This window comes from Pseudomonas sp. NPDC090752 (genome assembly GCF_055584805.1).
Map to the genome: position 1 here is coordinate 43077 of NZ_JBVJLI010000002.1, position 22606 is coordinate 65682.

General features: G+C 63.0%; 22 protein-coding genes. 13 read left to right on the forward strand and 9 right to left on the reverse strand.

The window, feature by feature from the left end; genetic code table 11:
• Positions 1-75: 75 nt before the first annotated feature.
• A complete protein-coding gene (locus ACZ6YA_RS03215; protein ID WP_465895392.1) occupies positions 76-2976 on the reverse strand; it encodes an aminotransferase in 2901 nt (966 codons plus the stop codon).
• 190 nt (positions 2977-3166) lie between these two features.
• Here ACZ6YA_RS03215 and rfbC point away from each other — a divergent pair, with 190 nt between their 5' ends.
• From rfbC to ACZ6YA_RS03235, 4 genes are read left to right on the forward strand one after another with little or no spacing between them, the layout of a single operon-like run.
• Complete coding sequence (gene rfbC, locus ACZ6YA_RS03220; protein WP_465895393.1) at positions 3167-3709, forward strand: dTDP-4-dehydrorhamnose 3,5-epimerase; 543 nt, start codon at positions 3167-3169, stop codon at positions 3707-3709.
• Between the two features lie 58 nt (positions 3710-3767).
• Complete coding sequence (locus tag ACZ6YA_RS03225) at positions 3768-5582, forward strand: sensor histidine kinase (RefSeq protein ID WP_465895395.1); 1815 nt, start codon at positions 3768-3770, stop codon at positions 5580-5582.
• Positions 5579-6997: a sigma-54-dependent transcriptional regulator gene (locus tag ACZ6YA_RS03230; RefSeq protein WP_465895398.1), complete on the forward strand. Its 1419-nt coding sequence runs from the start codon at positions 5579-5581 to the stop codon at positions 6995-6997. The genes ACZ6YA_RS03225 and ACZ6YA_RS03230 overlap by 4 nt, the downstream gene beginning before the upstream one ends.
• Complete coding sequence (locus ACZ6YA_RS03235; protein WP_465895399.1) at positions 6984-7439, forward strand: thioesterase domain-containing protein; 456 nt, start codon at positions 6984-6986, stop codon at positions 7437-7439. The genes ACZ6YA_RS03230 and ACZ6YA_RS03235 overlap by 14 nt, the downstream gene beginning before the upstream one ends.
• 120 nt (positions 7440-7559) lie before the next feature.
• Here ACZ6YA_RS03235 and cysQ read toward each other — a convergent pair whose 3' ends face one another.
• Both cysQ and nudE read right to left on the reverse strand, forming a co-directional pair.
• The gene (gene cysQ / locus ACZ6YA_RS03240) at positions 7560-8378 is read right to left on the reverse strand and encodes a 3'(2'),5'-bisphosphate nucleotidase CysQ (RefSeq protein ID WP_465895400.1); all 819 of its coding nucleotides are present in this window, start codon (positions 8376-8378) and stop codon (positions 7560-7562) included.
• On the reverse strand, positions 8375-8941 hold the full coding sequence (gene nudE / locus ACZ6YA_RS03245) for an ADP compounds hydrolase NudE (protein WP_465895403.1): 567 nt from the start codon (positions 8939-8941) through the stop codon (positions 8375-8377). Before nudE ends, cysQ begins: the two co-directional genes overlap by 4 nt.
• A 64-nt stretch (positions 8942-9005) precedes the next feature.
• Between nudE and yrfG the strand changes: the two genes are divergently transcribed.
• The gene (yrfG, locus tag ACZ6YA_RS03250) at positions 9006-9668 is read left to right on the forward strand and encodes a GMP/IMP nucleotidase (RefSeq protein WP_465895404.1); all 663 of its coding nucleotides are present in this window, start codon (positions 9006-9008) and stop codon (positions 9666-9668) included.
• A gap of 103 nt (positions 9669-9771) precedes the next feature.
• On the opposite strand, the gene lysM is transcribed toward yrfG, so the two are convergent.
• On the reverse strand, positions 9772-10212 hold the full coding sequence (gene lysM, locus ACZ6YA_RS03255; RefSeq protein ID WP_465895406.1) for a peptidoglycan-binding protein LysM: 441 nt from the start codon (positions 10210-10212) through the stop codon (positions 9772-9774).
• 175 nt (positions 10213-10387) lie between these two features.
• Between lysM and fdhD the strand changes: the two genes are divergently transcribed.
• The 3 genes from fdhD (at position 10388) to ACZ6YA_RS03270 (ending at position 14248) form a co-directional block, all read left to right on the forward strand.
• On the forward strand, positions 10388-11224 hold the full coding sequence (gene fdhD, locus ACZ6YA_RS03260; RefSeq protein WP_465895408.1) for a formate dehydrogenase accessory sulfurtransferase FdhD: 837 nt from the start codon (positions 10388-10390) through the stop codon (positions 11222-11224).
• Complete coding sequence (locus ACZ6YA_RS03265) at positions 11221-13566, forward strand: FdhF/YdeP family oxidoreductase (protein WP_465895410.1); 2346 nt, start codon at positions 11221-11223, stop codon at positions 13564-13566. Before fdhD ends, ACZ6YA_RS03265 begins: the two co-directional genes overlap by 4 nt.
• Before the next feature lie 202 nt (positions 13567-13768).
• Entirely contained in the window at positions 13769-14248 is a 480-nt protein-coding gene (locus tag ACZ6YA_RS03270; protein WP_016484415.1) for a glycine zipper domain-containing protein, read from the forward strand.
• A gap of 57 nt (positions 14249-14305) precedes the next feature.
• Here the strand turns inward: ACZ6YA_RS03270 and ACZ6YA_RS03275 are convergent, their stop codons facing one another.
• Positions 14306-14746: an acyl-CoA thioesterase gene (locus ACZ6YA_RS03275; RefSeq protein ID WP_465895412.1), complete on the reverse strand. Its 441-nt coding sequence runs from the start codon at positions 14744-14746 to the stop codon at positions 14306-14308.
• Positions 14747-14869: 123 nt separating this feature from the next.
• Between ACZ6YA_RS03275 and ACZ6YA_RS03280 the strand changes: the two genes are divergently transcribed.
• Both ACZ6YA_RS03280 and ACZ6YA_RS03285 read left to right on the forward strand, forming a co-directional pair.
• Positions 14870-15313, forward strand: a complete 444-nt coding sequence (locus ACZ6YA_RS03280; RefSeq protein ID WP_465895414.1) for a hypothetical protein — start codon at positions 14870-14872, stop codon at positions 15311-15313.
• Positions 15313-15585 carry a type II toxin-antitoxin system RelE/ParE family toxin gene (locus ACZ6YA_RS03285; RefSeq protein WP_465895416.1) on the forward strand — a complete coding sequence of 91 codons (273 nt, stop codon included), beginning with the start codon at positions 15313-15315 and terminating at the stop codon, positions 15583-15585. The genes ACZ6YA_RS03280 and ACZ6YA_RS03285 overlap by 1 nt, the downstream gene beginning before the upstream one ends.
• A gap of 50 nt (positions 15586-15635) precedes the next feature.
• Here ACZ6YA_RS03285 and ACZ6YA_RS03290 read toward each other — a convergent pair whose 3' ends face one another.
• Both ACZ6YA_RS03290 and hslO read right to left on the reverse strand, forming a co-directional pair.
• The gene (locus tag ACZ6YA_RS03290) at positions 15636-17177 is read right to left on the reverse strand and encodes a phosphoenolpyruvate carboxykinase (protein WP_465895418.1); all 1542 of its coding nucleotides are present in this window, start codon (positions 17175-17177) and stop codon (positions 15636-15638) included.
• Positions 17178-17356: 179 nt separating this feature from the next.
• On the reverse strand, positions 17357-18256 hold the full coding sequence (hslO, locus tag ACZ6YA_RS03295; protein WP_465895420.1) for an Hsp33 family molecular chaperone HslO: 900 nt from the start codon (positions 18254-18256) through the stop codon (positions 17357-17359).
• Positions 18257-18375: 119 nt separating this feature from the next.
• On the opposite strand from hslO, the gene ACZ6YA_RS03300 reads away from it, so the two are divergent.
• Entirely contained in the window at positions 18376-19170 is a 795-nt protein-coding gene (locus ACZ6YA_RS03300) for a phosphatase PAP2 family protein (protein WP_465895422.1), read from the forward strand.
• A gap of 103 nt (positions 19171-19273) precedes the next feature.
• On the opposite strand, the gene ACZ6YA_RS03305 is transcribed toward ACZ6YA_RS03300, so the two are convergent.
• Positions 19274-19675, reverse strand: coding sequence for an RNA-binding S4 domain-containing protein (locus ACZ6YA_RS03305; RefSeq protein ID WP_465895424.1), 402 nt, complete (start codon positions 19673-19675; stop codon positions 19274-19276).
• A gap of 109 nt (positions 19676-19784) precedes the next feature.
• Between ACZ6YA_RS03305 and rimB the strand changes: the two genes are divergently transcribed.
• Both rimB and rimK read left to right on the forward strand, forming a co-directional pair.
• The gene (gene rimB, locus ACZ6YA_RS03310) at positions 19785-20267 is read left to right on the forward strand and encodes a retropepsin-like aspartic endopeptidase RimB (RefSeq protein ID WP_465895428.1); all 483 of its coding nucleotides are present in this window, start codon (positions 19785-19787) and stop codon (positions 20265-20267) included.
• Complete coding sequence (gene rimK / locus ACZ6YA_RS03315) at positions 20264-21169, forward strand: 30S ribosomal protein S6--L-glutamate ligase (protein WP_119137413.1); 906 nt, start codon at positions 20264-20266, stop codon at positions 21167-21169. The genes rimB and rimK overlap by 4 nt, the downstream gene beginning before the upstream one ends.
• Positions 21170-21283: 114 nt before the next feature.
• On the opposite strand, the gene ACZ6YA_RS03320 is transcribed toward rimK, so the two are convergent.
• Positions 21284-22597 carry an ATP-binding protein gene (locus tag ACZ6YA_RS03320; protein ID WP_465895432.1) on the reverse strand — a complete coding sequence of 438 codons (1314 nt, stop codon included), beginning with the start codon at positions 22595-22597 and terminating at the stop codon, positions 21284-21286.
• Positions 22598-22606: the final 9 nt, after the last annotated feature.

The following is a 22606-nucleotide window of genomic DNA, read 5'->3' on the forward strand; positions in this document are numbered from 1 at the left end:
AGCTAGATTAATCCGAACGGTCAATAAAAATGCCGCGCTTACCGATAACAATCGGCATACACGGCATTCCTGAGCTTACAGATCTTCGGACAAAATCTGATCCACGCTGTTCACAAAGTAGTCCACGCTCGCCCGTGTGGTGCACATCGGCGGCTTGATCTTGAGGATGTTCAGGTAATCGCCAGTCGGCTGCATGAAAATGCCCAGGTCACGCAGGCGGTTGCACAAGGTCATGGTTTCTTCGGTAGCCGGCTCCAGCGTCTCGCGGTCGCGCACCAGCTCCAGGCCCAGATAGAAGCCCGAACCGTGTGCAGCACCTGCCAGCGGATGTTTGTCGACCAACGCTTGCAGGCGCGCTTTGAAGTAACGCCCGGTTTCGCGGGTGTTTTGCCACAGCCCCTCTTCTTCCATCACATCCAGCACCGCCATGCCGATACGGCAACTGACCGGGCTGCCGCCTGCAGAAGAGAAGAAGTAACCCTGCGCTTCCAGCGCCTCGGCGACCTCGCGGCGGGTGATCACAGCGCCCAGTGGCTGGCCGTTACCCATGCCCTTGGCCATGGTGATGATATCGGGTACCACGCCCTGCTCTTCGAAGCCCCAGAAGTACTCGCCCAGGCGGCCATAACCGACCTGCACTTCATCGGCGATGCACACACCGCCGCGGGCACGCACTTTGGCATAGGCATCCTGCAGGTAGCCTGGCGGCAGCGAGATGCCACCGGCATTGCCGTACACCGGTTCACAGATCATGCCGGCCAGCTGACGGCCACGGGCGTCGAGGTCGGCCAGCTTGGCATCGACGTCGCGCAGGTAGTCGCCGGCGCTGTCGGCGCCGCGATAGCGGCCACGGAAAGTGTTCGGCGCCTCGACCGGGTGCACCCAGTCCGGCCGGGTTTGCAAGGCTTGCGGGTTGTCGGCGATCGAGGTGGAAATCGCATCCGTGGCCACCGACCAGCCATGGTAGGCCTCCAGTACGCTGAGCAAGTCGCGCCCCCCACTGTAGGCCCAGGCCAGGCGGATCGCCAAGTCGTTGGCTTCGGTGCCGCTGTTGACCAGGAAAACCCGGTCGAAACCGGCCGGCGCCAGCTCGAGCAAGCGTTCGGAGAACTCGGCGATGGCGGCGTAATGAAAACGTGAGTTGGTGTTGAGCAGCGACCACTGGCGCGCCGACTCGGCCACCATGCGCGGATGGCCATGGCCGAGTACCGCGACGTTGTTGAGCATGTCGAGGTAGGCGCGGCCTTGCATGTCGAACAGGTAATTACGCCAGCCACGTTCGATGTGCGGCGGCTGTGCGTAGTAGTGTTTCTGCGAACGGGCAAAGCTGGCGTCGCGGCGGGCCAGCAAGGCCTGCGGGTCGGCCAGCGGCTCGGCATCGCAGTCGAAACCTAGCAGCGCTGCCGGTGACGGGCAGAGCGCCAGCCAGGCGGCAGCTTGCGAAGGCGTGGCAAAGAACGGCGGCTGGAGCGCGCCGTCCAGGCACAACTGAACACTGAGGAAGCCACAGCTGCTGCCCAACGCCTGCCCCTTGGCCACGGCCTGGCCGTCTGCCGGGGCATCTTCCAGGCCACTAAGCCACAAGGCCCATTGGGCCGTGCGCAGGCATCCGCGACCATCGCCCTGGCGCTGCCAGGTACCTGCTTGAGGGGCTTGCAGCGCGGTACCGTTGGCTACGTGCAACTCGACGCCCAGGGCGCAGGTGGCGGGCTCTTCGGGGCGGTCGATGTGTGTCTGTGACAGGCGGTATTGCCCATGCAGGCTGCACGCAGGCGCCGGCTGTGCGGTCAGCAGGCGCTGATCGAAGCCAGGTTGCTGCCAATTTCCAGCTTCGCAGTGTGTGCTGAGTACGCCCATATCGACCTGGGCAACACCCTGCCCGGCCAAGTCCGGGAGCAACGGCGCAAGGTCGGCCAGGTCAGGCGCGCACGGCTCAAGACCCGCTGCCTGCACAATGGCGGCTTCCATCAGGGCGAAAGGCACGGCGGTAGCGGTGTCGAAGATCTCCCACTCATGGGCGATATTGTCGCGGGTGTACTGGTTGCCAGGATCCACTGCCAATTGTTGCTCGCTGCTCAGCACCAGAACGGCGGCACGGTTCAGCACCAGTGGCCACAGGGCGCGTAGTTCGGCTTCGCTCAATGGATTTATAGCCTGGTAGGCGGTAACTGCCGGCAGGACGCGCAACGGGTCTCCCTCAGCATGGTGCAGCAGTGCCGCGCAGGTGACCGACAGGTCGGCGATACGCCAGGTACGCAGCAGGTCGCCGAAATCGATCACGCCTTGAAGCTGCCATTGACGTTCGCTGTCTCGAGCCCACACCGCGTTGTCGTCGGTGATGTCCAGGTGCACGGCTTGGCTCGGCAGTTGCCCGACCAGCGGTGCAAGCTTTTCGGCGGCCAGGCGAGTGGCCTGCCCGACACGGGCGCGCTGGCCAGCATCCTGTAACACCGGTAGAAGATGCTCGATCAGTGCCTGGGCATGCTGCGGATCCCATTGCAGGGTGCGCGCCAGGCCTGGGTGGTCGAAATCGGCCAGGGCCTGGTCGACGCGGGCGCAAAGTGCGCCCAGTTCGGCCATCAACCGGGGCGGCATGTGTTTGAGGCGCGTCAGCGGCTGACCCTCTATATAATCCAGCAGGCGTGCGCGCAGCGGTTGCCCGTCGATGTTCAGCGCCAGCAAATCCTGGCCGTCCCGGGCCGTACGTACCGCAGGTACCGGCAACCCCTGCTCACCCAGGTAGGCCAGCGCCGCATGCTGCGCCTCCAACTCCACCTGGGCATAATTGCCATGGCAAACCTTGAGCACGAACCGCGCTTGCCCCGTGTCCAAGCGGAAGTTGAGGTCCTGCTGGCTGCCCAACGCCGACAAACTGCCAACCAGGTCGTAATGGGCCTGCAGCAAGGCATGCGCCTGGGCTTCGCTGAGCGAGGGGCTGGGCAGGCTGGAACGCTGAATCAGGGTGCGCAGGGGCATGAAGATGAAACCTCTTTTACTTTTTTGCTTATCTCGCCACTGCCCAGGCCGATACACAAGTGGCAAAGATGAAATGATGTTTGTGCGTCCGTGCGCAGTCATGATGGCAATCTAGGCTGCAACAGGCCAAGGCGGGCTAAATTCAACGAGACTGGTACGGTCCCCTGAGTACACGGGTCAGATAATCACCATGAACATAATTGCAACCGATATCCCTGATGTACTGATCATCGAACCAAAAGTCTTCGGCGATGACCGCGGCTTTTTCTTCGAAAGTTTCAATGCCCGCGAATTCGCCAGGCAAACCGGTTTTGACGCCCGCTTCGTCCAGGACAACCACTCTCGCTCTCAGCGCGGCGTGCTCCGTGGCCTGCACTACCAGATCGACAACCCCCAGGGGAAACTGGTCCGTGTGACCCAGGGTGAAGTACTCGACGTTGCCGTGGATATTCGCCGCAGTTCACCCACGTTTGGCCGCTGGGTCGCGACCCGCCTGTGCGCCGCAGACCACCGCCAGTTTTGGATTCCACCAGGGTTCGCCCATGGTTTCGTGGTACTGAGCGAGTCGGCTGACTTCCTCTACAAGACCACCGACTACTACAACCCTGCCGCCGAGCGTTGCATCCGCTGGGACGACCCGCAACTGGCCATCGACTGGGGCGTGGAAGCGCCACTGCTGTCGGCCAAGGACCAGGCTGGCGCGTTGCTGAAAGACGCCGACCTGTTCCCATGAGGATTGGCTGCCTCAAGTAGCGCATAATTGCGCCAGACTCCACTGGCGCATTTTCGCAATGATTGCAAAACCCACGCACCCTCGCCGTCCCCGCTGGCGCAGCCTTGCCCTGCTGGCCCTGTGCCTGGCCCCGTTGCTGTGGCCGTTGCACCACCTTGCCGAACGCTATTACCAGGACGAACTGGCCTCGCAGAACCGCCAGACCCTCGACCTGTACGTGGCCAACCTGCTCGGTACCCTGCACCGCTACGAAACCCTGCCGCAGATCCTCGGCGACCTGCCGGCGCTGCGCGGCGTGCTGGACGACCCGTTCAAGCTCGAAGCGGTAACCAACGCCAACCGCCTGCTCAAGGACATCGTCCAGCAGACCGGTGCCGAGGTGATGTACCTGATGGATGTCAGCGGCAACACCCTGGCCGCCTCCAACTGGGACAAGCACGACAGCTTCGTCGGGCGCAACTTCGCCTTCCGCCCGTACTTCAACGAAGCCATGGCCGGGCACCTTGGGCGCTTCTTCGGCCAGGGCACCACCTCGGCCAAGCGCGGCTACTTCTTCGCCGCCGCCGTGCGCGACCGCGAGCGTATCGTCGGCGTGCTGGTGGTCAAGGTCGACCTCGACCACACCGAAACCCTCTGGGGCCGAACCCCCGAGCAACTGCTGTTGACCGACCACAATGGGGTGGTCATTCTCACCTCGCGGCCAGACTGGCGTTTCCGCGCCACCCGCGAGCTGACAGAGGCCGAGCGCCAGGCGATCATCGCCATCCAACCCTACCCGACCCAGGCGCCGCAGCCACTGGTGCTCAACCAGGATGCCTGGCTAACCCAGACCCGCGACATCAAGGAGACCGGCTGGCAAGTCAGCATCCTCGCGCCGCGCCTGCTGGTCGACCGTTCGGTGCAGACGGTCATGGCCATCGGCGGCGGTACGCTGCTGGTGCTGATGCTGCTGGCCGGCCTGGTGATGCAGCGGCGCCGGCACTATATCGACCGCATCGACTTCGAGGCCCGTGGCCGTCAGGAGCTGGAAAACCGTGTGATGCAGCGCACCGCCGACCTCGAAGGCCTCAATACCCGGCTAAAAAGCGCGGTGCTGGAGCGCGAGAGCGCCCAGCAGGAACTGGTGCGTGCCCAGGACGAGCTGGTGCAGGCCGGCAAGCTGTCGGTGCTCGGCACCATGTCGGCGAGCATCAGCCACGAACTCAATCAGCCCTTGGCCGCAATCCGCAGCTATGCAGAAAATGCCGAGATCCTGCTTGACCACCAGCGCACCGAGGATGCCCGCGGCAACCTCAAGCTGATCGGCGAGTTGACCGGGCGCATGGCCTCGATCATCGCCCACCTGCGCGCCTTCGCTCGCCGCGATCGCCACGCCCCGGAAAGCGTGGCGCTGCAGCCAGCGCTGGACGACGCCCTGGCCTTGCTGGCCAAGCGCCGCCGGGCCATGGCCGTGGAGCTGGTCCGCGACCTGCCCGATGCCACCCTGTGGGTACAGGCCGGCGAAACCCGTCTGCGCCAGGTGCTCGGCAACCTGCTGGCCAACGCCCTCGATGCGTTGACCGAAAAGGCCAACCCGCGCCGCCTGTGGCTGAGTGCCGAAAAGCGCGATGATTTCGTCTACCTGTTCATCCGCGACAACGGCCCAGGCTTCAGCCGCCAGGCTCTGGAGCATGCCAAGGAGCCGTTCTTCACCACCAAGACCCGAACCCAGGGCCTCGGCCTGGGCCTGGCCATCTGCGAAAGCCTGATGCGTGCGCTCGGTGGCGAGCTGCTGCTGGCCAACCACCCGGAAGGCGGTGCCCTGCTGACCTTGCAACTTCGCGTGGCCGCGCCTGGCGCCAACCTGCAACCCTCGGAGGACCCCTCGGCATGACGACCGAGACCTACATCGACAGCCAAGCCCAGGTGCTGCTGGTCGACGACGACCCACACCTGCGCCAGGCCCTGAGCCAGACCCTGGACCTGGCCGGCCTCAAGGTAGTCGCCTTGGCCGACGCCCAGGGCCTGGCCGAGCGCATCGAGCCCGACTGGCCCGGTGTGGTGGTCAGCGATATCCGCATGCCCGGCATCGACGGCCTGCAACTGCTGGAACAACTGCACGGTCGCGACAACGAACTGCCGGTGCTGCTGATCACTGGCCACGGCGATGTGCCGCTGGCAGTACAAGCCATGCGTGCAGGCGCCTATGATTTTCTGGAAAAGCCCTTCGCCACGGATGCCCTGCTCGACAGCGTGCGCCGCGCCTTGGCCCTGCGCCGGCTGGTGCTGGACAACCGCAGCCTGCGCCTGGCCCTGAGCGACCGCCAGCAACTGGCCACTCGCCTGGTCGGCCATTCGCCCGCCATGCAACGCCTGCGCGAGCAGATCGGCGCTTTGGCCGGCACCCGCGCCGACGTGCTGATCCTCGGTGAGACGGGCGCTGGCAAGGAAGTGGTGGCCCGCGCCCTGCACGACCTGTCCAGCCGCCGTGACGGCCCATTCGTGGCCATCAATGCCGGCGCGCTGGCCGAGTCGGTGGTCGAAAGCGAATTGTTCGGCCATGAACCCGGCGCTTTCACCGGTGCGCAGAAGCGCCGCATCGGCAAATTCGAGTTCGCCAATGGCGGCACGCTGTTCCTCGACGAAATCGAGAGCATGAGCCTGGACGTGCAGGTGAAGCTGCTGCGCCTGCTGCAGGAGCGGGTGGTCGAGCGCCTGGGCGGCAACCAACTGATCCCGCTGGACATCCGCATCATCGCCGCGACCAAGGAAGACTTGCGCACCTGCGCCGACCAGGGCCGCTTCCGGGCCGACCTTTATTACCGCCTGAATGTCGCGCCGTTGCGCATCCCGCCGTTGCGCGAGCGCGGTGACGACATCCTGGTGCTGTTCCAGCATTTCGCCGACACCGCCAGCGAGCGCCATGGCCTGCCGGCGCACAGCCTGCAGCCGGCGCAACGGGCCATGCTGCTTCGCCATGGCTGGCCCGGTAACGTGCGTGAACTGCAAAACGCCGCAGAACGCTTTGCTCTGGGCCTGGAACTGGCCCTCGATAGCCAGGCCCCCGCCGCCTCGGCTCCCTCGGCGCCCATCTCGCTGGGCAACCTCAGCGAACAAGTCGAGCAATTCGAGCGCTCACTGATCGCCGCCGAACTGGCCCAACCGCACAGCTCCATGCGCAGCCTGGCCGAGGCCCTCGGCGTCCCGCGCAAGACCCTGCACGACAAACTGCGCAAGCACGGCCTCAATTTTGATGGCGGCAACAGCGGGCCAGACGACCATGAGGACAACCGCCATGAACAGCGATAGCCAATACCTGCAGTCGGTGCTGCACAGTGATATCCCCCTGACCCGCGAGATGGGCCTGGAAGTCATCGATTGGCAAGGCATGAGTCTGCGCCTGCAGTTGCCGCTGGCCGCCAACGTCAATCACAAGAGCACCATGTTCGGCGGCAGCCTTTATTGTGCTGCCGTGCTGGTAGGCTGGGGGTGGTTGCACCTGCGCCTGCGCGAGCTCGGCATTGATGACGGGCATATCGTCATCCAGGAAGGCCAGATCAGCTATCCGCTGCCGGTGACCGGTACGGCGGTGGCACGCTGTGCGGCGCCGGACGACAAAACCTGGGAACGTTTCGTGACGATGTACCAGCGCCGGGGCCGTGCGCGGCTGACGCTGGAAACTACGGTCAGCAACGCTGGCAGTGACGAGCCCGCCGTCACGTTCAGCGGCCAGTACGTCCTGCACCGCTGACACGGCTTGCAGCAATCCCCTGAGGCAGCGGCTTCAGCCGCGAACACGGCGAAGCCGGTGCCATCCACCGAGTTGCCTGCTTCGCGGCTAAAGCCGCTCCCACAGGATTTGCGCAGGTGCTTAGATCAGCTTCAGGAACGCAGGGCGCCAGGCGGCATCCTTGGGCAACGCCAGAAAGAACGGGTTCAGCAGCGACTCGCGGGGCGGGTAGCGGAACGGCTGACCTTCCAAGTCGATCACTTCGCCTCCCGCGCCCTCCAGCACGCCCTGGGCGGCAGCGGTGTCCCACTGTGAGGTCGGCGCCAGGCGCGGGTAGCAGTCGGCGCTGCCTTCGGCCAGCAGGCAGAATTTCAGCGAACTGCCGATATTGGCCAGTTCAAGCTCGCCGACCGCGGCGCCTAGGCCAGCCAGCAGCGCTTCCTGCTGCGGGCTGGAATGGCGACGGCTGGCCACCACGGTGAAGCGGCCAGCGGCGGGGGGAGCGTTACGGACCTGGATCGGCTGGGCATGACCGGCCGCCTCTGCGCGCCAGGCGCCCAAGTTGCGGCCACCGAAGTAGCAGCGCCCGCTGGTCGGCATCGACACCACGCCAAACACCACTTCACCGTTCTCGATCAAGGCGATATTGACGGTGAACTCTTCGCTACCGGCGATGAATTCCTTGGTCCCGTCCAGCGGGTCGACCAGCCACCAGCGCTGCCAGCCCTGGCGCTCTGCCAGCGGGATATTGCAGTCTTCCTCGGACAACACCGGGATATGCGGCGCCAGGGCCTGCAGGCCGTCGGCAATGACCCGGTGCGCGGCCAGGTCGGCGGCAGTCACCGGCGAATCATCGGCCTTTTGGGTCACCGCCACATCGGCGCGCCAGTACGGCAGGATCGCCTCGCCTGCCAAGCGCGCCAGCTTTACCGCTTCATGCATCAATTGTTGGTCGCTCATGCGTCGAGCAGCCCCCGCTGGATCATCAGGTCACGTGCCAGGTACAGCGCCGCCAACGCCCGCCCCTCGGTGAACTGCGGGTGCATGGCCAGCGCCGAAAGCTCGCGCAGGTTGACCTTGTCGACCCGCATCGGCTCGGGCTCGTCGCCCTCCAGACGCTCTTCGTACAGGTCGGTGGCCAGCACCACCTGGATCTTCTGGCTCATGTAGCCTGGCGATAGCGACAGCTCGGTCAGGTGTTCCAGTTGCCGCGCGCCAAAACCGGCCTCTTCCTTGAGTTCCCGGTCCGCCGCCGCCAGCACGTCTTCGCCCGGCTCGATCAGGCCCTTGGGCAGCGACAGCTCGTACTCGTCGGTACCGCCGCAATATTCCTCGACCAGCACCGCATGTTCGGCATCGAGCATGGCCACGATCATCACCGCGCCATAACCGTTGCCACGGCCGACCAGGCGCTCATAGGTACGCTCGGTGCCATTGCTGAAGCGCAACTGCACGGCCTCGACGCGGAACAAGCGGCTGCTGGCGACAATTTCGCGGCTGAGGACGGTGGGTTTCTGGCGCATGGGGCGGCTCCTTGGCGTGAACGGGTTACTATACCGTGGCTTGCCGACTGAACGAGAGTTTCCCATGCCTGTTCTTCCCTGGTCCGCCATCGATACTGTCCTGCTGGACATGGACGGCACCCTGCTCGACCTGCACTACGACAACCGCTTCTGGCTGGAGCACCTGCCCCAGCGCTACGCCGAGCTGCATGGCGTGAGCCGGGCCATGGCGGAAATGGAGCTGCAACCGCTGTTCGAGCGCAACGCCGGCACCCTCAACTGGTACTGCCTGGACTTCTGGAGCCGCGAGCTGAACCTGCCGATCCGCGAATTGAAACGCGAAATCGCCGACCTGATCGCCCTGCGGCCCGATGCCGACACCTTCCTTGCGGCGATCCGCCAGGCGGGCAAGCGTGTGGTGATGATCACCAATGCCCATCGCGATTCACTGTCGCTGAAGCTGGAGCGGGTGGAACTGGCGCCGTATTTCGAACGGCTGATCAGCTCGCATGATTATGGCTACCCAAAGGAGAGCCCGCAGTTCTGGGATGCGTTGCAGGCGGATATCGGGTTTGAGCCGCAGCGTAGTCTGTTCATCGACGACACACTGGCGATTCTGCGCAGTGCTCGGCGGTTTGGCGTGGGGCATTTACTGGCAGTGCGCCAACCGGACAGCCAGGCGGCGCCTCGGGATACCGAGGAGTTTGCGGCGGTCGAGGATTACCGGGAATTACTGCAGGGTCTGTAATGGCCCTTTCGCGGGGCAAGCCCGCTCCCACAATGGTTCTGGCAACACCCATCATTGTGGGAGCGGGCTTGCCCCGCGAACAGGCCGGTTCAGGCTGTGGATCTCATTCGGGAATGCGCAAAACCTGTCCCGGATAGATCTTGTCCGGGTGCGTGAGCATCGGCTTGTTGGCCTCGAAGATCTTGTTGTACTGGCCAGCGTTGCCATACACGACGACGGAGATGGCCGAAAGCGTGTCACCCTTTTTCACGGTTACGAACCGTGCAGCCTTGACGACTGGCCCAGTCACAGTGATCTGGTCATCGACGCTGGCCACGCCATTGATATTGCCGGCGGCGAGGATGATCTTCTCTTTCTCCTCCTGGCTGGCCACCTCGCCCTTGAGGATGATCTTGTCACCCTCTACCGTGGCGGTGATGTTTGGGTTGCCCAGGCCAACACTTTCCACGTGTTTCTTCAACTGCTCTTCAGCATTGGCATTGCCAGGGGTCAGCAGGTCGATCAACTTCTCGCCGGCTTCCTTCACGAAACTGAACAGGCTCATAGCGCGCTCCTTGTTGACTGAAAACCTCGGAGAAAGGAGTCTAGGCCAAGAATGCCCCACCCGCCCCACTGCGACCAATCGACGCGGTCTATCAAGGCATAGACCCTAGCGATTAGACGTGCCCGGCGTACACGCCTAGTCTGGTGCTATCAAATAGCCGCCGGTAGTCAGCCGAATGAACAAGCCTCCGGTCTGCGCGGCCGCCACGCCTTTGGCCATGCCTGCCGCCAGCCAAACCTACGACTTCGTCCAGCTTGACGACGGCGCACGTGCCAGCACGCCGCTGGCCGAGGAAGTCGCCCTGGCCATCGCCTACAACGGCCTCAACCAGGCTGTGATGCTGGTCAGCCCTACCGACCTGGAAGACTTTGCGGTCGGCTTCAGCGTTGGCAGCGGGATTGTCGAAAGCACTGCGGAAATCTATGACCTGAAACTGTCCGGCAGCGGCTCGGCAATGTACGTCGACCTGGAGATTTCCAGCCGTGCATTCTGGAACCTGAAGAACCAGCGCCGCCAGTTGGCCGGCACCAGTGGCTGTGGCCTGTGTGGCGTCGAGGCCCTGGAGCAGGCGCTGCCGGATCTGGCTGAACTGCCTGGTGCGCCGTTACCCCCCGCCCAGTGGCTTGACGGCCTGCGTGAACGCATTGGTGTCTTCCAGCCTCTGGGCCAGCACTGCGGTGCTGTGCACGCGGCGCTGTTCATGAACGCCCAGGGCAAGATCTTGCTAGGCCGCGAAGACATCGGCCGCCATAACGCTCTGGATAAAGTCATCGGCGCTCTGCTGCGCCAGAACATCGCGACAGAAGGCGGCCTGGCCATCGTCACCAGCCGCTGCAGCCTGGAACTGATCCAGAAAGTCCTGCGCGCCGGCATCCAGACCCTGGTCAGCCTCTCGGCGCCCACGGGCCTCGCCCTGCAATGGGCGCGCAAGCACAACCTCAACCTCATTCATCTGCCCAAACACAGTGCACCGCGGGTTTACAGCCCCGCGGCGGAGCCGAATCAGCCGTGACCTCGTACCAGCCTCTTCCCGACAACGCCCCCGCCTCCACCCCTCGCTACAAGCCCTACCACGGCCCTGCCGGCGGCTGGGGTGCGCTGCGCAGCGTGGCCAAGGCCTGGGTCGGCAGCGATAATGCGCTGAAAAACCTGCGCGCCCTGCTCAAGACCAACCAGAATGGTGGCTTCGACTGCCCAGGCTGCGCTTGGGGCGACTCGCCCGAGAGCGGTATGGTCAAGTTCTGCGAGAACGGCGCCAAGGCGGTCAACTGGGAAGCCACCAAGCGCCGGGTCGATGCCGCCTTCTTCGCTCGCTACAGCGTCAGCGCGCTGCGCCAGCAGAGCGACTACTGGCTTGAATACCAGGGCCGCCTGACCGAGCCGATGGTCTACGACCCAGCCAGCGATCGCTACCAGCCGATCACCTGGGAAGATGCCTTCGCCCTGATCGCCCGTGAGCTGAATGCACTCGCCACGCCCGACCAGGCGGAGTTCTACACCTCGGGCCGCGCCAGCAACGAGGCGGCCTATCTGTATCAGCTGTTCGTCCGCGCGTTTGGTACCAACAACTTCCCCGACTGCTCGAACATGTGCCATGAGGCCAGCGGCGTAGCCCTGGGCCAGAGTATCGGTATTGGCAAAGGCACGGTCACCTTCGACGACTTCGAGCATGCCGATGCGATCTTCGTCTGGGGCCAGAACCCCGGCACCAACCACCCGCGCATGCTCGACCCGCTGCGCGATGCGGTGAAGCGCGGCGCCCAGGTGGTATGCGTCAACCCGCTCAAGGAGCGTGGCCTGGAGCGCTTCCAGCACCCCCAAAACCCGCTGGAGATGCTGACCAACAGCGACCGCCCGACCAACACCGCGTTCTTCCGCCCGGCGTTGGGTGGCGACATGGCGATGCTGCGCGGCATGGCCAAGTTCGTCTTGCAGTGGGAACGCGAAGCACAGGCCAAGGGCGAGCCGGCGATCTTCGACCACGTGTTCATCGCCGAGCATGGTCACGGCGTCGATGAATACCTGGCGGCGGTGGACGCGACCCCGTGGCAGCACATCCAGGAGCAATCCGGCCTGGCGCTCGCCGATATCGAATTGGCCGCGCGCATGTACTGCCGCAGCAAGCGGGTAATCATGTGCTGGGCGATGGGCATTACCCAACACCGCCATTCGGTGCCGACCATTCAGGAGATCGTCAACCTGCAAATGTTGCGCGGCAACATCGGCGTGCCCGGCGCGGGCCTGTGCCCGGTGCGCGGCCACAGCAACGTGCAGGGCGACCGTACCATGGGCATCAACGAACGCCCGCCGGTGGCGCTGCTCGATGCCATCGAAAAGCGCTTTGGCTTCCGTGTACCGCGACACAACGGCCACAACACCGTCGAGGCTATCCACGCCATGCTCGACGGCCGCGCCAAGGTGTTCATCGGCCTGGGTGGCAACTTTGCCCAGGCGACCCCGGACACCGAACGCACCGCGCAGGCCCTGCGCAACTGCGAACTGACCGTGCATATCAGCACCAAGCTCAACCGCAGCCACCTGATCCACGGCAAGCAGGCGTTGATCCTGCCCTGCCTGGGCCGCACCGACATCGACCTGCAAGCCAACGGGCCGCAGGCGGTCACGGTGGAAGATTCGTTCAGCATGGTCCACGCCTCCAACGGCCAGCTCAAACCGCTTTCGGGCCAGATGCGCTCGGAGCCGGCCGTGGTCGCCGGCATCGCCGCCGCTACGCTGGGCAAACGCCCGGTGGACTGGCACTGGCTGGTCGCAGACTACAGCCGTATTCGCGACCTGATCGGCGACACGATTACCGGCTTCGCTGGCTTCAACCAGCGCCTGAGCCACCCCGGCGGTTTCTACCTGGGCAACAGCGCCGGCAGCCGCCAGTGGAAGACCTCCAGCGGCCGCGCCAACTTCAAGGCCAACCTGCTGCCCGACACCCTGCTCGACGAGCGCGTGCGCGCCAGCGGCCAGGTGCCGGACCTGATCATGCAATCGATGCGCTCGCACGATCAGTACAACACCACCATCTACGGCCTGGACGACCGCTACCGCGGCGTGCGCGGCCAGCGAGACGTGCTGTTCGTCAATGAAGCCGACATCGTCCGTCTGGGCTTCCAGCCGGGGCAGAAGGTCGACATCGTTTCGCTGTGGGGCGATGAGTATGTGCGCCGGGTGCAGGGTTTCACCTTGCTGGCCTTCGATATCCCGGCGGGGCAGGCGGCGGCCTACTACCCCGAGGTCAATCCACTGATTCCACTAGAAAGCATCGGTGATGGCAGCCACACCCCGACGTCCAAATTCGTCGCCATCAAGCTGGAGCGGGCGCGCGACGACGGGCGAATTGTGTAACCCGTAAAAACGAAAAAGCCCTGTTCCGCAAGGGTTCAGGGCTTTGTCACAATAACCTCAGACACGCGAAAATCGATTAAGTTTCACAGCAAATACAGCAACTTAGAGAATTGTGTACAACTCGTGCTACTCGTCGGATTTCCATTGCCAGGCGCATCGCAGAGCCTCAAATTCGCCTCGTCATCCCTATGAGGCTCTCTTGATGAAGAAGTACTCCTCGATTCTGTTGTTGTCTTTCAGCTTGCTCAGCGGCGTTGCCATGGCAGGCGGCAATACCGAGGCCGGCATTGGCGGCGCATTGGGTGGGGTACTCGGCTCCGTAGTGGGCAACTCCATCGGCGGTAGCACCGGCGGCGCCATTGGTGCCGGCCTGGGCGGCGCGGCCGGCGGCGCCCTGGGTGCCGACAAGCGCCAGCGTGGTGAGGCCGCCATCGGCGGTGCGCTGGGTGCTGCAGGCGGTAACGTGGTCGGTCGCTCGGTGGGCGGCACCACCGGCAGCTATATTGGTGCAGCCGCAGGCGGCGGTGCCGGTGGCGCGCTGGGTAACTACATGGGCAACAAGGCCGATGAAGACGAGCGCCATGACGATCGCCGCTACCGCCGCGGCTACGACGACCGTCGTCACTACGACCGTGGCCGTCATTATGGCCACCGCAAGCACAAGCGCCACTGGCGCGACTGATACCTAGGGCCTACGCCCAGGTAGCGCAAAAGCCCCGCCCTCATCGGCGGGGCTTTTTCATGCCTGCGGTTCGAGTTGCAGGCCGGCCAGGATGACCTGCAACGCATCAGGCAGCGGCACCGGCCGGCCGCTTGCTCGTTCGATGAATACCTGGACCACCGTCCCCGCCGCACAGGCATCCGCTTCGCCCGGGCGATACAGCGCCAACCGATACTCTACTGTGCTCCCCGCCAGGCGTGTCACGCCCAGGCCCACTTCCAGCACATCCGGGAAGCCCGGCAAGGCGAAGAAATCCGCCGCCGAACTGACCACGAACGCCGCCAGTTCACCTTCACGCAGGTCAAACTCGGCTTGCTCTACGAGGAAGGCCTGGATCGCGGTCTCGAAGAAGCCGTGCACGGTCGCACCGGCGATGTGGCCGTTGTGGTCGTTGTCCTGCGGGCGGGTGAGGATGGGATGGAAATGGGAGAAGGCGTTGCGGTTGGGGGATTCGGTCATGAGATATCCATAATTGGCGTCACCGTGAGGAAACTTCCCACAGCAAGACAGGAAGGACTATAGTCGCAATCTACTATAGATTGCATAACATGGTTCATCCCGATGAAACCGAGAAATACCCCGATGCCTACCCATCAATTAGATCATGCGAATTTGAGCCGCATGGTGGAAAACGGAAGAATCAACGCCACCCATATTGTCGGCCAGCCAGGCGGCTGGGCCATCCAGGTCGACGTCAATCACCAAGAGCACGTGCTGATTGCCCAGCGCAGTGGCAACGTACGGCTATTCAAAAAATTCGAAACACTGGTGAGCTACCTGCTTGAGATGGGTATCGACCATTTCGAGGTGGATACCTCAGCGTTTGATCCCGGCCAGATGAGCACCTATCAGCGCCCTGATCGTGCACAAGCCCTGAAGCGAGCCCATGAAGCGGCGGCTTACGAAGCATGGTTTGTCGATCAGGTAGAAGGGAGCTTGAAAGACCCGACGCAGCCCATGGAGGATGAGGAAGCAGAGCGGTTATTCGCAGCCCGCCGAAGCGAACTCAAAGCCAAAATCCGCTGATGCGCCTGGTGTGGCGCGACATGGCACGCAAAGACCGACTGCGTATCATGGACCACATTGCACAAGACAACCCGGCGGCGGCGATCTTACTTGACGAGAGCTTTGCAGAAAAAGCTCGACGTGCTGCTCGAAGCCCATCGATCTATAAGCCGGGAAGGTACCCAGGGACGCGTGAAATCGTCATCCGCCCCAACTATGTGATGGTCTATCGGAGAGTGGATGACAACGTAGAAATCATCCGCATTCTGCATGCAAGGCAGCAATGGCCTTGAACGAGAAGGCCGCCCATTTGGGCGGCCTTCACATTGCAACCGGCGACCGCTTACAGCTGCGGGCCAGCAGCCTTGATAGCGTCGGACACGTCGAACTTCGTGAAGTTTTCGGTGAACAGCTTGGCCAGACCCTTGGCCGCTTCGTCGTAGGCGGCTTTGTCAGCCCAGGTGTTGCGTGGGTTGAGCAGCTCGGTTTCGACGCCTGGAACAGCCTTCGGTACGTCCAGGTTGATGATGTCCAGGTGCTCGGTCTCGGCACCCACCAGAGCGCCGCTCTGGATGGCCGCGATCACGCCACGGGTGGTCGGGATGCTGAAGCGCTTGCCAACGCCGTAGCCACCGCCGGTCCAGCCGGTGTTGACCAGGTAGACCTTGGAGCCGAAGGCCTTGATGCGCTTGATCAGCAGCTCGGCGTAGACGCCAGCCGGGCGCGGGAAGAACGGCGCGCCGAAGCAGGTGGAGAAGGTCGACTTGATGCCGCCGCCCGAACCCATTTCGGTGGAGCCGACCAGCGCTGTGTAGCCGGACAGGAAGTGGTAGGCCGCCTGCTCGTTGTTGAGGATCGAGACTGGCGGCAATACGCCGGTCAGGTCGCAGGTCAGGAAGATGACCGCGTTCGGCTCACCGCCCAGGTTCTTCTCGGAGACCTTGGCAACGTGCTCCAGCGGGTAGGCGGCGCGGCTGTTCTGGGTCAGGCTGACATCGGTGTAGTCGGCGTGCTTGGCATCGTTGATAACGACGTTTTCCAGCACGGCGCCATGCTTGATGGCTTTCCAGATGACCGGCTCGTTCTTCTCCGACAGGTCGATGCACTTGGCATAGCAACCGCCTTCGATGTTGAAGACCACGCCCTCGCCCCAGCCGTGCTCGTCGTCACCGATCAGGTAACGGCTTTCGTCGGCCGAGAGGGTGGTCTTGCCGGTGCCGGACAGGCCGAAGAACAGGGTCACGTCGCCTGCTTCGCCAATGTTGGCGGCGCAGTGCATCGGCAGCACGTCGGCAGCCGGCAGCAGGAAGTTCTGCACCGAGAACATGGCTTTTTTCATTTCGCCGGCGTAACGCATGCCTGCGATCAGCACCTTCTTCTGGGCGAAGTTGATGATGACGCAGCCGTCGGAGTTGGTGCCGTCACGCTCTGGCACGCACTCGAAGTTGGCAACGTTCAGCACCTGCCACTCGTCGCGGCTAGCTGGGTTGTACTTCGCCGGGTTGATGAACAGGCAACGACCGAACAGGTTCTGCCAGGCAGTCTGGGTAGTCATCTTCACTGCCAGGTAGTGGTCGGCAGCAGCCCCTACGTGAACGTAGGAAACGAAGTGATCCTGGGCGTTGTTGAACGCCTCGACGCGGTCCCACAGGGCATCGAACTTGTCGGCCGGGAACTTGCGGTTGATCGGGCCCCAGCCAATCTGGTCCTGGGTGGAAGGTTCTTCGACGATGAAACGGTCAGCCGGCGAACGGCCAGTACGGTGGCCAGTTTCGACGACCAGTGCGCCAGTATCGGCCAGCACGCCTTCACCGCGGGACAGCGCTTCTTTAACCAGCTCATCGACGCTCAGGTCGGTGTACACGGTGTTGTTGGCTTGCGTCATGAGATACCCCATCCGGCCCGAGGCCGAGTGCTCCAAACGTTTTGTAGTTGTCTCGAAAAAACTACTACAGCGAAAAAAGTGGCCGGATTATGCCAGAAACGCCCAAAAAAAGTAGGCCCCTCCTGTCGTAACCGCGCTTTTGCGCAATTCGGCAGGAGAATCCCCTGTGATTAAACGTTTCAGTGGTGAGTTTCTGACGCTGCGTCCGTGCCGCCACCGGCAAACAGTTGCGTCACATCGCTGGCATCGAAGAAATAGCGCTCGTTGCAAAACTGGCAATCGATCTCCACCTTGCCGCCACACTCGTCCACCAACGCCTTGGCATCTTGTTCGCCCAAACTGACCAGCGCATTGCCGGAACGTTCGCGGGAGCAACTGCATTTGAAGCGCAGTGGCTGAATGTCGAACAGGCGTACGGCGTCTTCATGGTAGAGGCGATGCAGCAGCGTCTCGTTGTTCTCGGCCCACTCTTCAGTCTTGAGGGTCTTGCCCATGGCGATCACGTGCTGCCAGCTGTCTTCACGCTCTTCATCATCCGGCTGGCGATCTCGCGGCAGTTGCTGCAACAGCAGGCCACGGGCCTTGCCGCCTTCGGCATTGAGCCAGAAGCGGGTGTTGGTCTGTTGCGACTGCAAGAAGTAGTTGGTGAAGCATTCCGACAGGTTGGCGCCGTCGAGGTCGACAGTGCCCTGGTAGCGCTGGCCCTTGATCGGGTCGATGGTCAGGGTCAATTGGCCGTCGGGCATCAGCTGCGCCAGCGTGGCATCGGCGGGAATCTGCTCAGCTTCGTAACGCGCCATACCACGGATGTCGCGCTCGCTGGAGCACTCCACCATCAGCATCGGGATCGGGCCAGCCGAGCGCGCCTGCAGAATCAGCAAACCGTCGAACTTCATCGCACCGACCAGCAACGAGGTGGCGGCCATCAGTTCGCCGAGCAGCGTCGCCACAGGCTGTGGGTAAGGGTGACGCGCCAACACCGCAGCGTAGCTGTCATCGAGCGCCACCCACTCGCCGCGCACATCGCGGTCGTCGAAGATGAAACGTTGGGTGAAATCGGTATCCGGCAAATCGCTCATAGGTTTTGGCTATCTAAAATTGATGACAAAATGGTTACACGGGGTGTCGAAAACAAGCGAGGGCCCGTGACAGAGCGCTCACAAGGCGCTCCGATTCCTGTTTGCAATAGAGGTATTTTATGGACAATCGACCACTGTTCCAAGCCAAGTGGTCCTGGGGCCCATTGGCAGCCTGCACCGTGCTGCCGACAGCTCTACTGTGTTTCTGGTTATGGCCTTTTGGCCAGATCCTGTGCCTGACTTTCGACGAATGGCTGTTCCATAGCCTCAATGCGCCGTTGGCCGATAACACCCTATGGCGGTCTATCTGGACCGTCGGCAGCCTGCGCCCGTTCGACATCGTCGTCGGCCTGATCCTGCTGACCGTGCTGATCCGCGGTGATTGGGTGTTCAAAGCCAGCCAGGTGCGTGAAGCCTTCTTTGGCTTCCTGGTCACGCTTATCCTCTTAGTGGTGGTTCGCGCGCTGTTTTCCAAGTGGGTGGATGCAATGGGTTGGCAACACGATAGCCCGTCGATGGTGTTCGACAATGTCGTGCACCTCAGCGACTACTACCCGAACCTGGAGAAAGCCTGGGAACTGAAAGACCGCTCCAGCAAGAGCTTCCCGGGCGATCATGCCTCGGTGCTGCTGATCTGGGCGCTGTTCATGAGCCTGTTCAGCCGCCGCCTGGTGCAACACCTGGTGATCTGGGGCCTGGCGTTGCTGTTCATGCTGCCACGTCTGGTGGCGGGTGCGCACTGGGGCCAGGATGACTACATCGGCGGCTTGCTGATGGCGGTGCTGGCAGTGGGCTGGAGCTGCCATACGCCACTGGCGGCTAAAGGCAGCGCTTTGCTGATGCGCTGGACGGCTCCATTGTTCAGGCTCGCAGCTAAGCTACCGTTGATCGGGCGACTGGCGTTAATGCGCTAGATCCCGTGGCCGCTTCGAGCCCCATTCGCGGGGCAAGCCCGCTCCCACAATGACCGCGCAGGCCGTATCTTGTGGGAGCGGCCCGCGAAGGGGCTGCAATTGATTACTCAAAACTGCCATGCAGCTGATGGATCTGCCGCCGCTGCTTCTTGTTCGGTCGGCCATCGGTGGTGACCCCCATCGTGCCCGCCTTGCGCATCGCCGCGGCCTGCTCACGACGGCGCATACTTTCCTCGGTTTCGGCATACAGCGTCTGTGCTTCGGGCGCCCCACGGCGCACCACCGACAGCGCCTTGACCACCACCGTGCGCTCATCGAAACCGGTACGCAGCACAAACTCGTCACCCACCCGAGGCTCCTTGCCCGGCTTGCAGCGCTCACCCCGGCAATGCACCTTGCCGCTCTCGATAGCAGCCTTGGCCAGTGCACGGGTCTTGTAGAACCGCGCCGCCCATAACCACTTGTCCAAACGGACCTTATCGTCTTCTTCGGCTTTGTGTGCCATCCCGTTACCTCGAATTCTGTCTTTAACCGAACTGTACTACCGTAACTGACGGATGCAAAAAGTCCCCGCCGTGCTTAAAGTTCACCACCTTATCCCCAGGGTGTGCTTAGTGAAGACATTTGACCATCTGACTGTGATCGGCCTGCGTGAGTGGGTCGCCCTGCCCGACCTCGGCGTGGCGGGCCTGCGCGCCAAGATCGACACCGGCGCCAGTACCTCCAGCCTGCATGCCACCGAGGTGGAACCTTTCGAGCGCGACGGTCAGCCGTGGGTACGCTTTACCGCTCACCTGGGCTCGGTCGTGCAACTTCGCCACCGCCGCTGCGAAGCGCCGCTGGTCACCATGAAGACCATCAAGAGCTCCAACGGCCATGCCCAGACCCGCTATGTGATCCGTACCCCGCTGGCCCTCGGTGACCGTGTCTGGCAAGTCGAATTTACCTTGGCCTGCCGCAAGAGCATGCGCTATCGCCTCTTGCTCGGTTCCAAGGCCCTCGTGCATGGCCAGTTGGTGGTCAACCCCGGGCTTAAATACGTGCAAGACAAACCGGCCTTTCCGGCCACCCTTACCCCTGTCACAGGTGCTGCATGAAGATCGCTGTGCTGTCGCGCAATCCGCGTCTGTATTCCACCCGCCGCCTGGTCGAGGCCGGCACCCAGCGTGGCCACGAAATGGTGGTGATCGATACCCTGCGGGCTTACATGAACATCGCCAGCCACAAGCCGCAGATCCACTATCGCGGCAAGCCGCTTGAGGGTTTCGATGCGGTAATCCCGCGTATAGGTGCCTCGGTCACCTTTTACGGCTGTGCGGTGCTGCGCCAGTTCGAGATGATGGGTGTTTATCCGCTCAACGAATCGGTGGCCATCGCCCGCTCCCGTGACAAGCTGCGCTCGCTGCAGTTGCTGTCGCGACGTGGCATTGGCCTGCCGATTACCGGTTTCGCCCACTCGCCGGACGACATCCCTGACTTGATCCAGATGGTCAACGGCGCGCCGCTGGTGATCAAGGTGCTCGAAGGCACCCAGGGTATCGGCGTGGTGCTGTGCGAGACCACCCAGGCGGCCGAATCGGTAATCGAGGCGTTCATGGGCCTCAAGCAGAACATCATGGTTCAGGAGTACATCAAGGAAGCCGGCGGTGCCGATATTCGCTGCTTCGTGGTGGGCGACAAGGTGATCGCTTCGATGAAGCGCCAGGCCAAGCCCGGCGAGTTCCGCTCCAACCTGCATCGAGGCGGGGTCGCCAGTCTGATCAAGATCACGCCTGAAGAGCGGATCACGGCCATTCGTGCAGCCAAGGTGATGGGCTTGAGCGTGGCGGGGGTGGATATCCTGCGGTCGAATCATGGCCCGCTGGTGATGGAGGTGAATTCTTCACCGGGGCTGGAAGGGATTGAGGTAACCACCAGCAAGGACGTGGCCGGGATGATCATCGAGCATCTGGAGAAGAATGGCGGGCCTAACCAGACCCGGACCAAAGGGAAAGGTTGAGGTTGAACACACCGGCCTCTTCGCGGGACAAGCCCGCTCCCACAGGTTCAGTGAAAGCCGAACCCTTGTGGAAGCGGGCTTGTCCCGCGAAGAGGCCAGCACAGCCAATGAAGATCAAACAGCGTTACGCGGCAGCAAAAGCCCCAACGGCAACCGCACCCGCGCCTCGATCCCGCCGCCGGACCGGTTGCGCAATTCCACATTGCCGCCATGCTGGGCCGCAATCCGCTTGACGATCGCCAACCCCAGCCCGGTGCCCTTGCCACCCCGGGCGCGGTCGCCACGAATGAACGGGTTGAAGATGGTTTCAAGCTCCGACTCGTCGATCCCTGCACCCCGGTCCAGCACGCTGAGCACGACGTACGGCGCGCTCTCATCGCCCGATACATAGGCGGCCACCTCGACACCTTTACCAGCATGATGCAGGGCATTACCAATCAGGTTACCCAACATGCGCTTGAGCGATACCCGGCGCACCGGAAACGGCGGAATCGGCTCCAGGCACAGGCGCACGCGTTGTTCCGGCTGGTTGTACGGCGCTACCACGTCGCGTACCAGGTCAGCCAGATCGATCTCCTCCACCGGTTCGTCGCGGCCATCGCGGATGAAGGCCAGGAACTGATCGAGAATCGCGTCCATATCCTCGATGTCGCGGACCATGTCATCGCTCAGATCGTTGTCGCTGTCGAGCAACGACAACGACAGCCGCAGCCGCGTCAACGGTGTACGCAGGTCGTGGGATACGCCGGCAAGCATCAGTTCGCGTTCCCGCCCGGCCTGTTCGACATCCTCGGCCATCTGGTTGAACGCTCGGTAAACCTCGGCCATCTCACTCGGTGTATCGCTGATCGGCAACCGCACACTGCGCCCCTGGCCTAATTGACGGGCCGCAAATACCAGGCGCTTGAGTGGCTGGTTCAACTGACGCACGAAGATCCATGCCGAAGCGGTCGACAACAGGCCGATAGCCAGGAACCAGCCCAGCACGTTCCAGATCTTCTGGCCACGCAGCGGGTGCGGGTACAACGGCACCTTGAGCCAGCCCGGACCAAGGCTGGGCGCATTGACCCACAACGCTGGCGGCGCGTGAATGCGCAAGCGTACTTCGGTGTCTTCGCCCAGCTCAGCCTGCATCTGCCGTTGGTAGATTTCGCTGTAGGGCCAATGCTGCTCACCTTCCGGCACACCGGCACCGGTCACCCGGATCAGGCCTGCGGCCTCGGCAATCTTGTCGCGGTTTTCCTCGTCGGCCGCCCAATAGGCACGCAGCGTCAACGCCACACCGTGGCTGTATTGCCGATCAACCAGCACGTCCTCGTTCATCAGCAGGTAGACCAGGGTCAATGCCTTCGAGAACAGGACGACGATCAGCACCAGCCACAACGTGCGGGCGAAGAAGCTTTGCGGGAACCAGAGCGGTGTTTTCATCGACGAAGA

Bases quoted from the DNA above. Each gene is read 5' to 3' on its own strand.
- ACZ6YA_RS03215 (WP_465895392.1), bottom strand. From the start codon at position 2,976: ATGCCCCTGCGCACCCTGATTCAGCGTTCCAGCCTGCCCAGCCCCTCG.
- rfbC (WP_465895393.1), top strand. From the start codon at position 3,167: ATGAACATAATTGCAACCGATATCCCTGATGTACTGATCATCGAACCA.
- ACZ6YA_RS03225 (WP_465895395.1), top strand. From the start codon at position 3,768: ATGATTGCAAAACCCACGCACCCTCGCCGTCCCCGCTGGCGCAGCCTT.
- ACZ6YA_RS03230 (WP_465895398.1), top strand. From the start codon at position 5,579: ATGACGACCGAGACCTACATCGACAGCCAAGCCCAGGTGCTGCTGGTC.
- ACZ6YA_RS03235 (WP_465895399.1), top strand. From the start codon at position 6,984: ATGAACAGCGATAGCCAATACCTGCAGTCGGTGCTGCACAGTGATATC.
- cysQ (WP_465895400.1), bottom strand. From the start codon at position 8,378: ATGAGCGACCAACAATTGATGCATGAAGCGGTAAAGCTGGCGCGCTTG.
- nudE (WP_465895403.1), bottom strand. From the start codon at position 8,941: ATGCGCCAGAAACCCACCGTCCTCAGCCGCGAAATTGTCGCCAGCAGC.
- yrfG (WP_465895404.1), top strand. From the start codon at position 9,006: ATGCCTGTTCTTCCCTGGTCCGCCATCGATACTGTCCTGCTGGACATG.
- lysM (WP_465895406.1), bottom strand. From the start codon at position 10,212: ATGAGCCTGTTCAGTTTCGTGAAGGAAGCCGGCGAGAAGTTGATCGAC.
- fdhD (WP_465895408.1), top strand. From the start codon at position 10,388: ATGAACAAGCCTCCGGTCTGCGCGGCCGCCACGCCTTTGGCCATGCCT.
- ACZ6YA_RS03270 (WP_016484415.1), top strand. From the start codon at position 13,769: ATGAAGAAGTACTCCTCGATTCTGTTGTTGTCTTTCAGCTTGCTCAGC.
- ACZ6YA_RS03275 (WP_465895412.1), bottom strand. From the start codon at position 14,746: ATGACCGAATCCCCCAACCGCAACGCCTTCTCCCATTTCCATCCCATC.
- ACZ6YA_RS03280 (WP_465895414.1), top strand. From the start codon at position 14,870: ATGCCTACCCATCAATTAGATCATGCGAATTTGAGCCGCATGGTGGAA.
- ACZ6YA_RS03285 (WP_465895416.1), top strand. From the start codon at position 15,313: ATGCGCCTGGTGTGGCGCGACATGGCACGCAAAGACCGACTGCGTATC.
- ACZ6YA_RS03290 (WP_465895418.1), bottom strand. From the start codon at position 17,177: ATGACGCAAGCCAACAACACCGTGTACACCGACCTGAGCGTCGATGAG.
- hslO (WP_465895420.1), bottom strand. From the start codon at position 18,256: ATGAGCGATTTGCCGGATACCGATTTCACCCAACGTTTCATCTTCGAC.
- ACZ6YA_RS03300 (WP_465895422.1), top strand. From the start codon at position 18,376: ATGGACAATCGACCACTGTTCCAAGCCAAGTGGTCCTGGGGCCCATTG.
- ACZ6YA_RS03305 (WP_465895424.1), bottom strand. From the start codon at position 19,675: ATGGCACACAAAGCCGAAGAAGACGATAAGGTCCGTTTGGACAAGTGG.
- rimK (WP_119137413.1), top strand. From the start codon at position 20,264: ATGAAGATCGCTGTGCTGTCGCGCAATCCGCGTCTGTATTCCACCCGC.
- ACZ6YA_RS03320 (WP_465895432.1), bottom strand. From the start codon at position 22,597: ATGAAAACACCGCTCTGGTTCCCGCAAAGCTTCTTCGCCCGCACGTTG.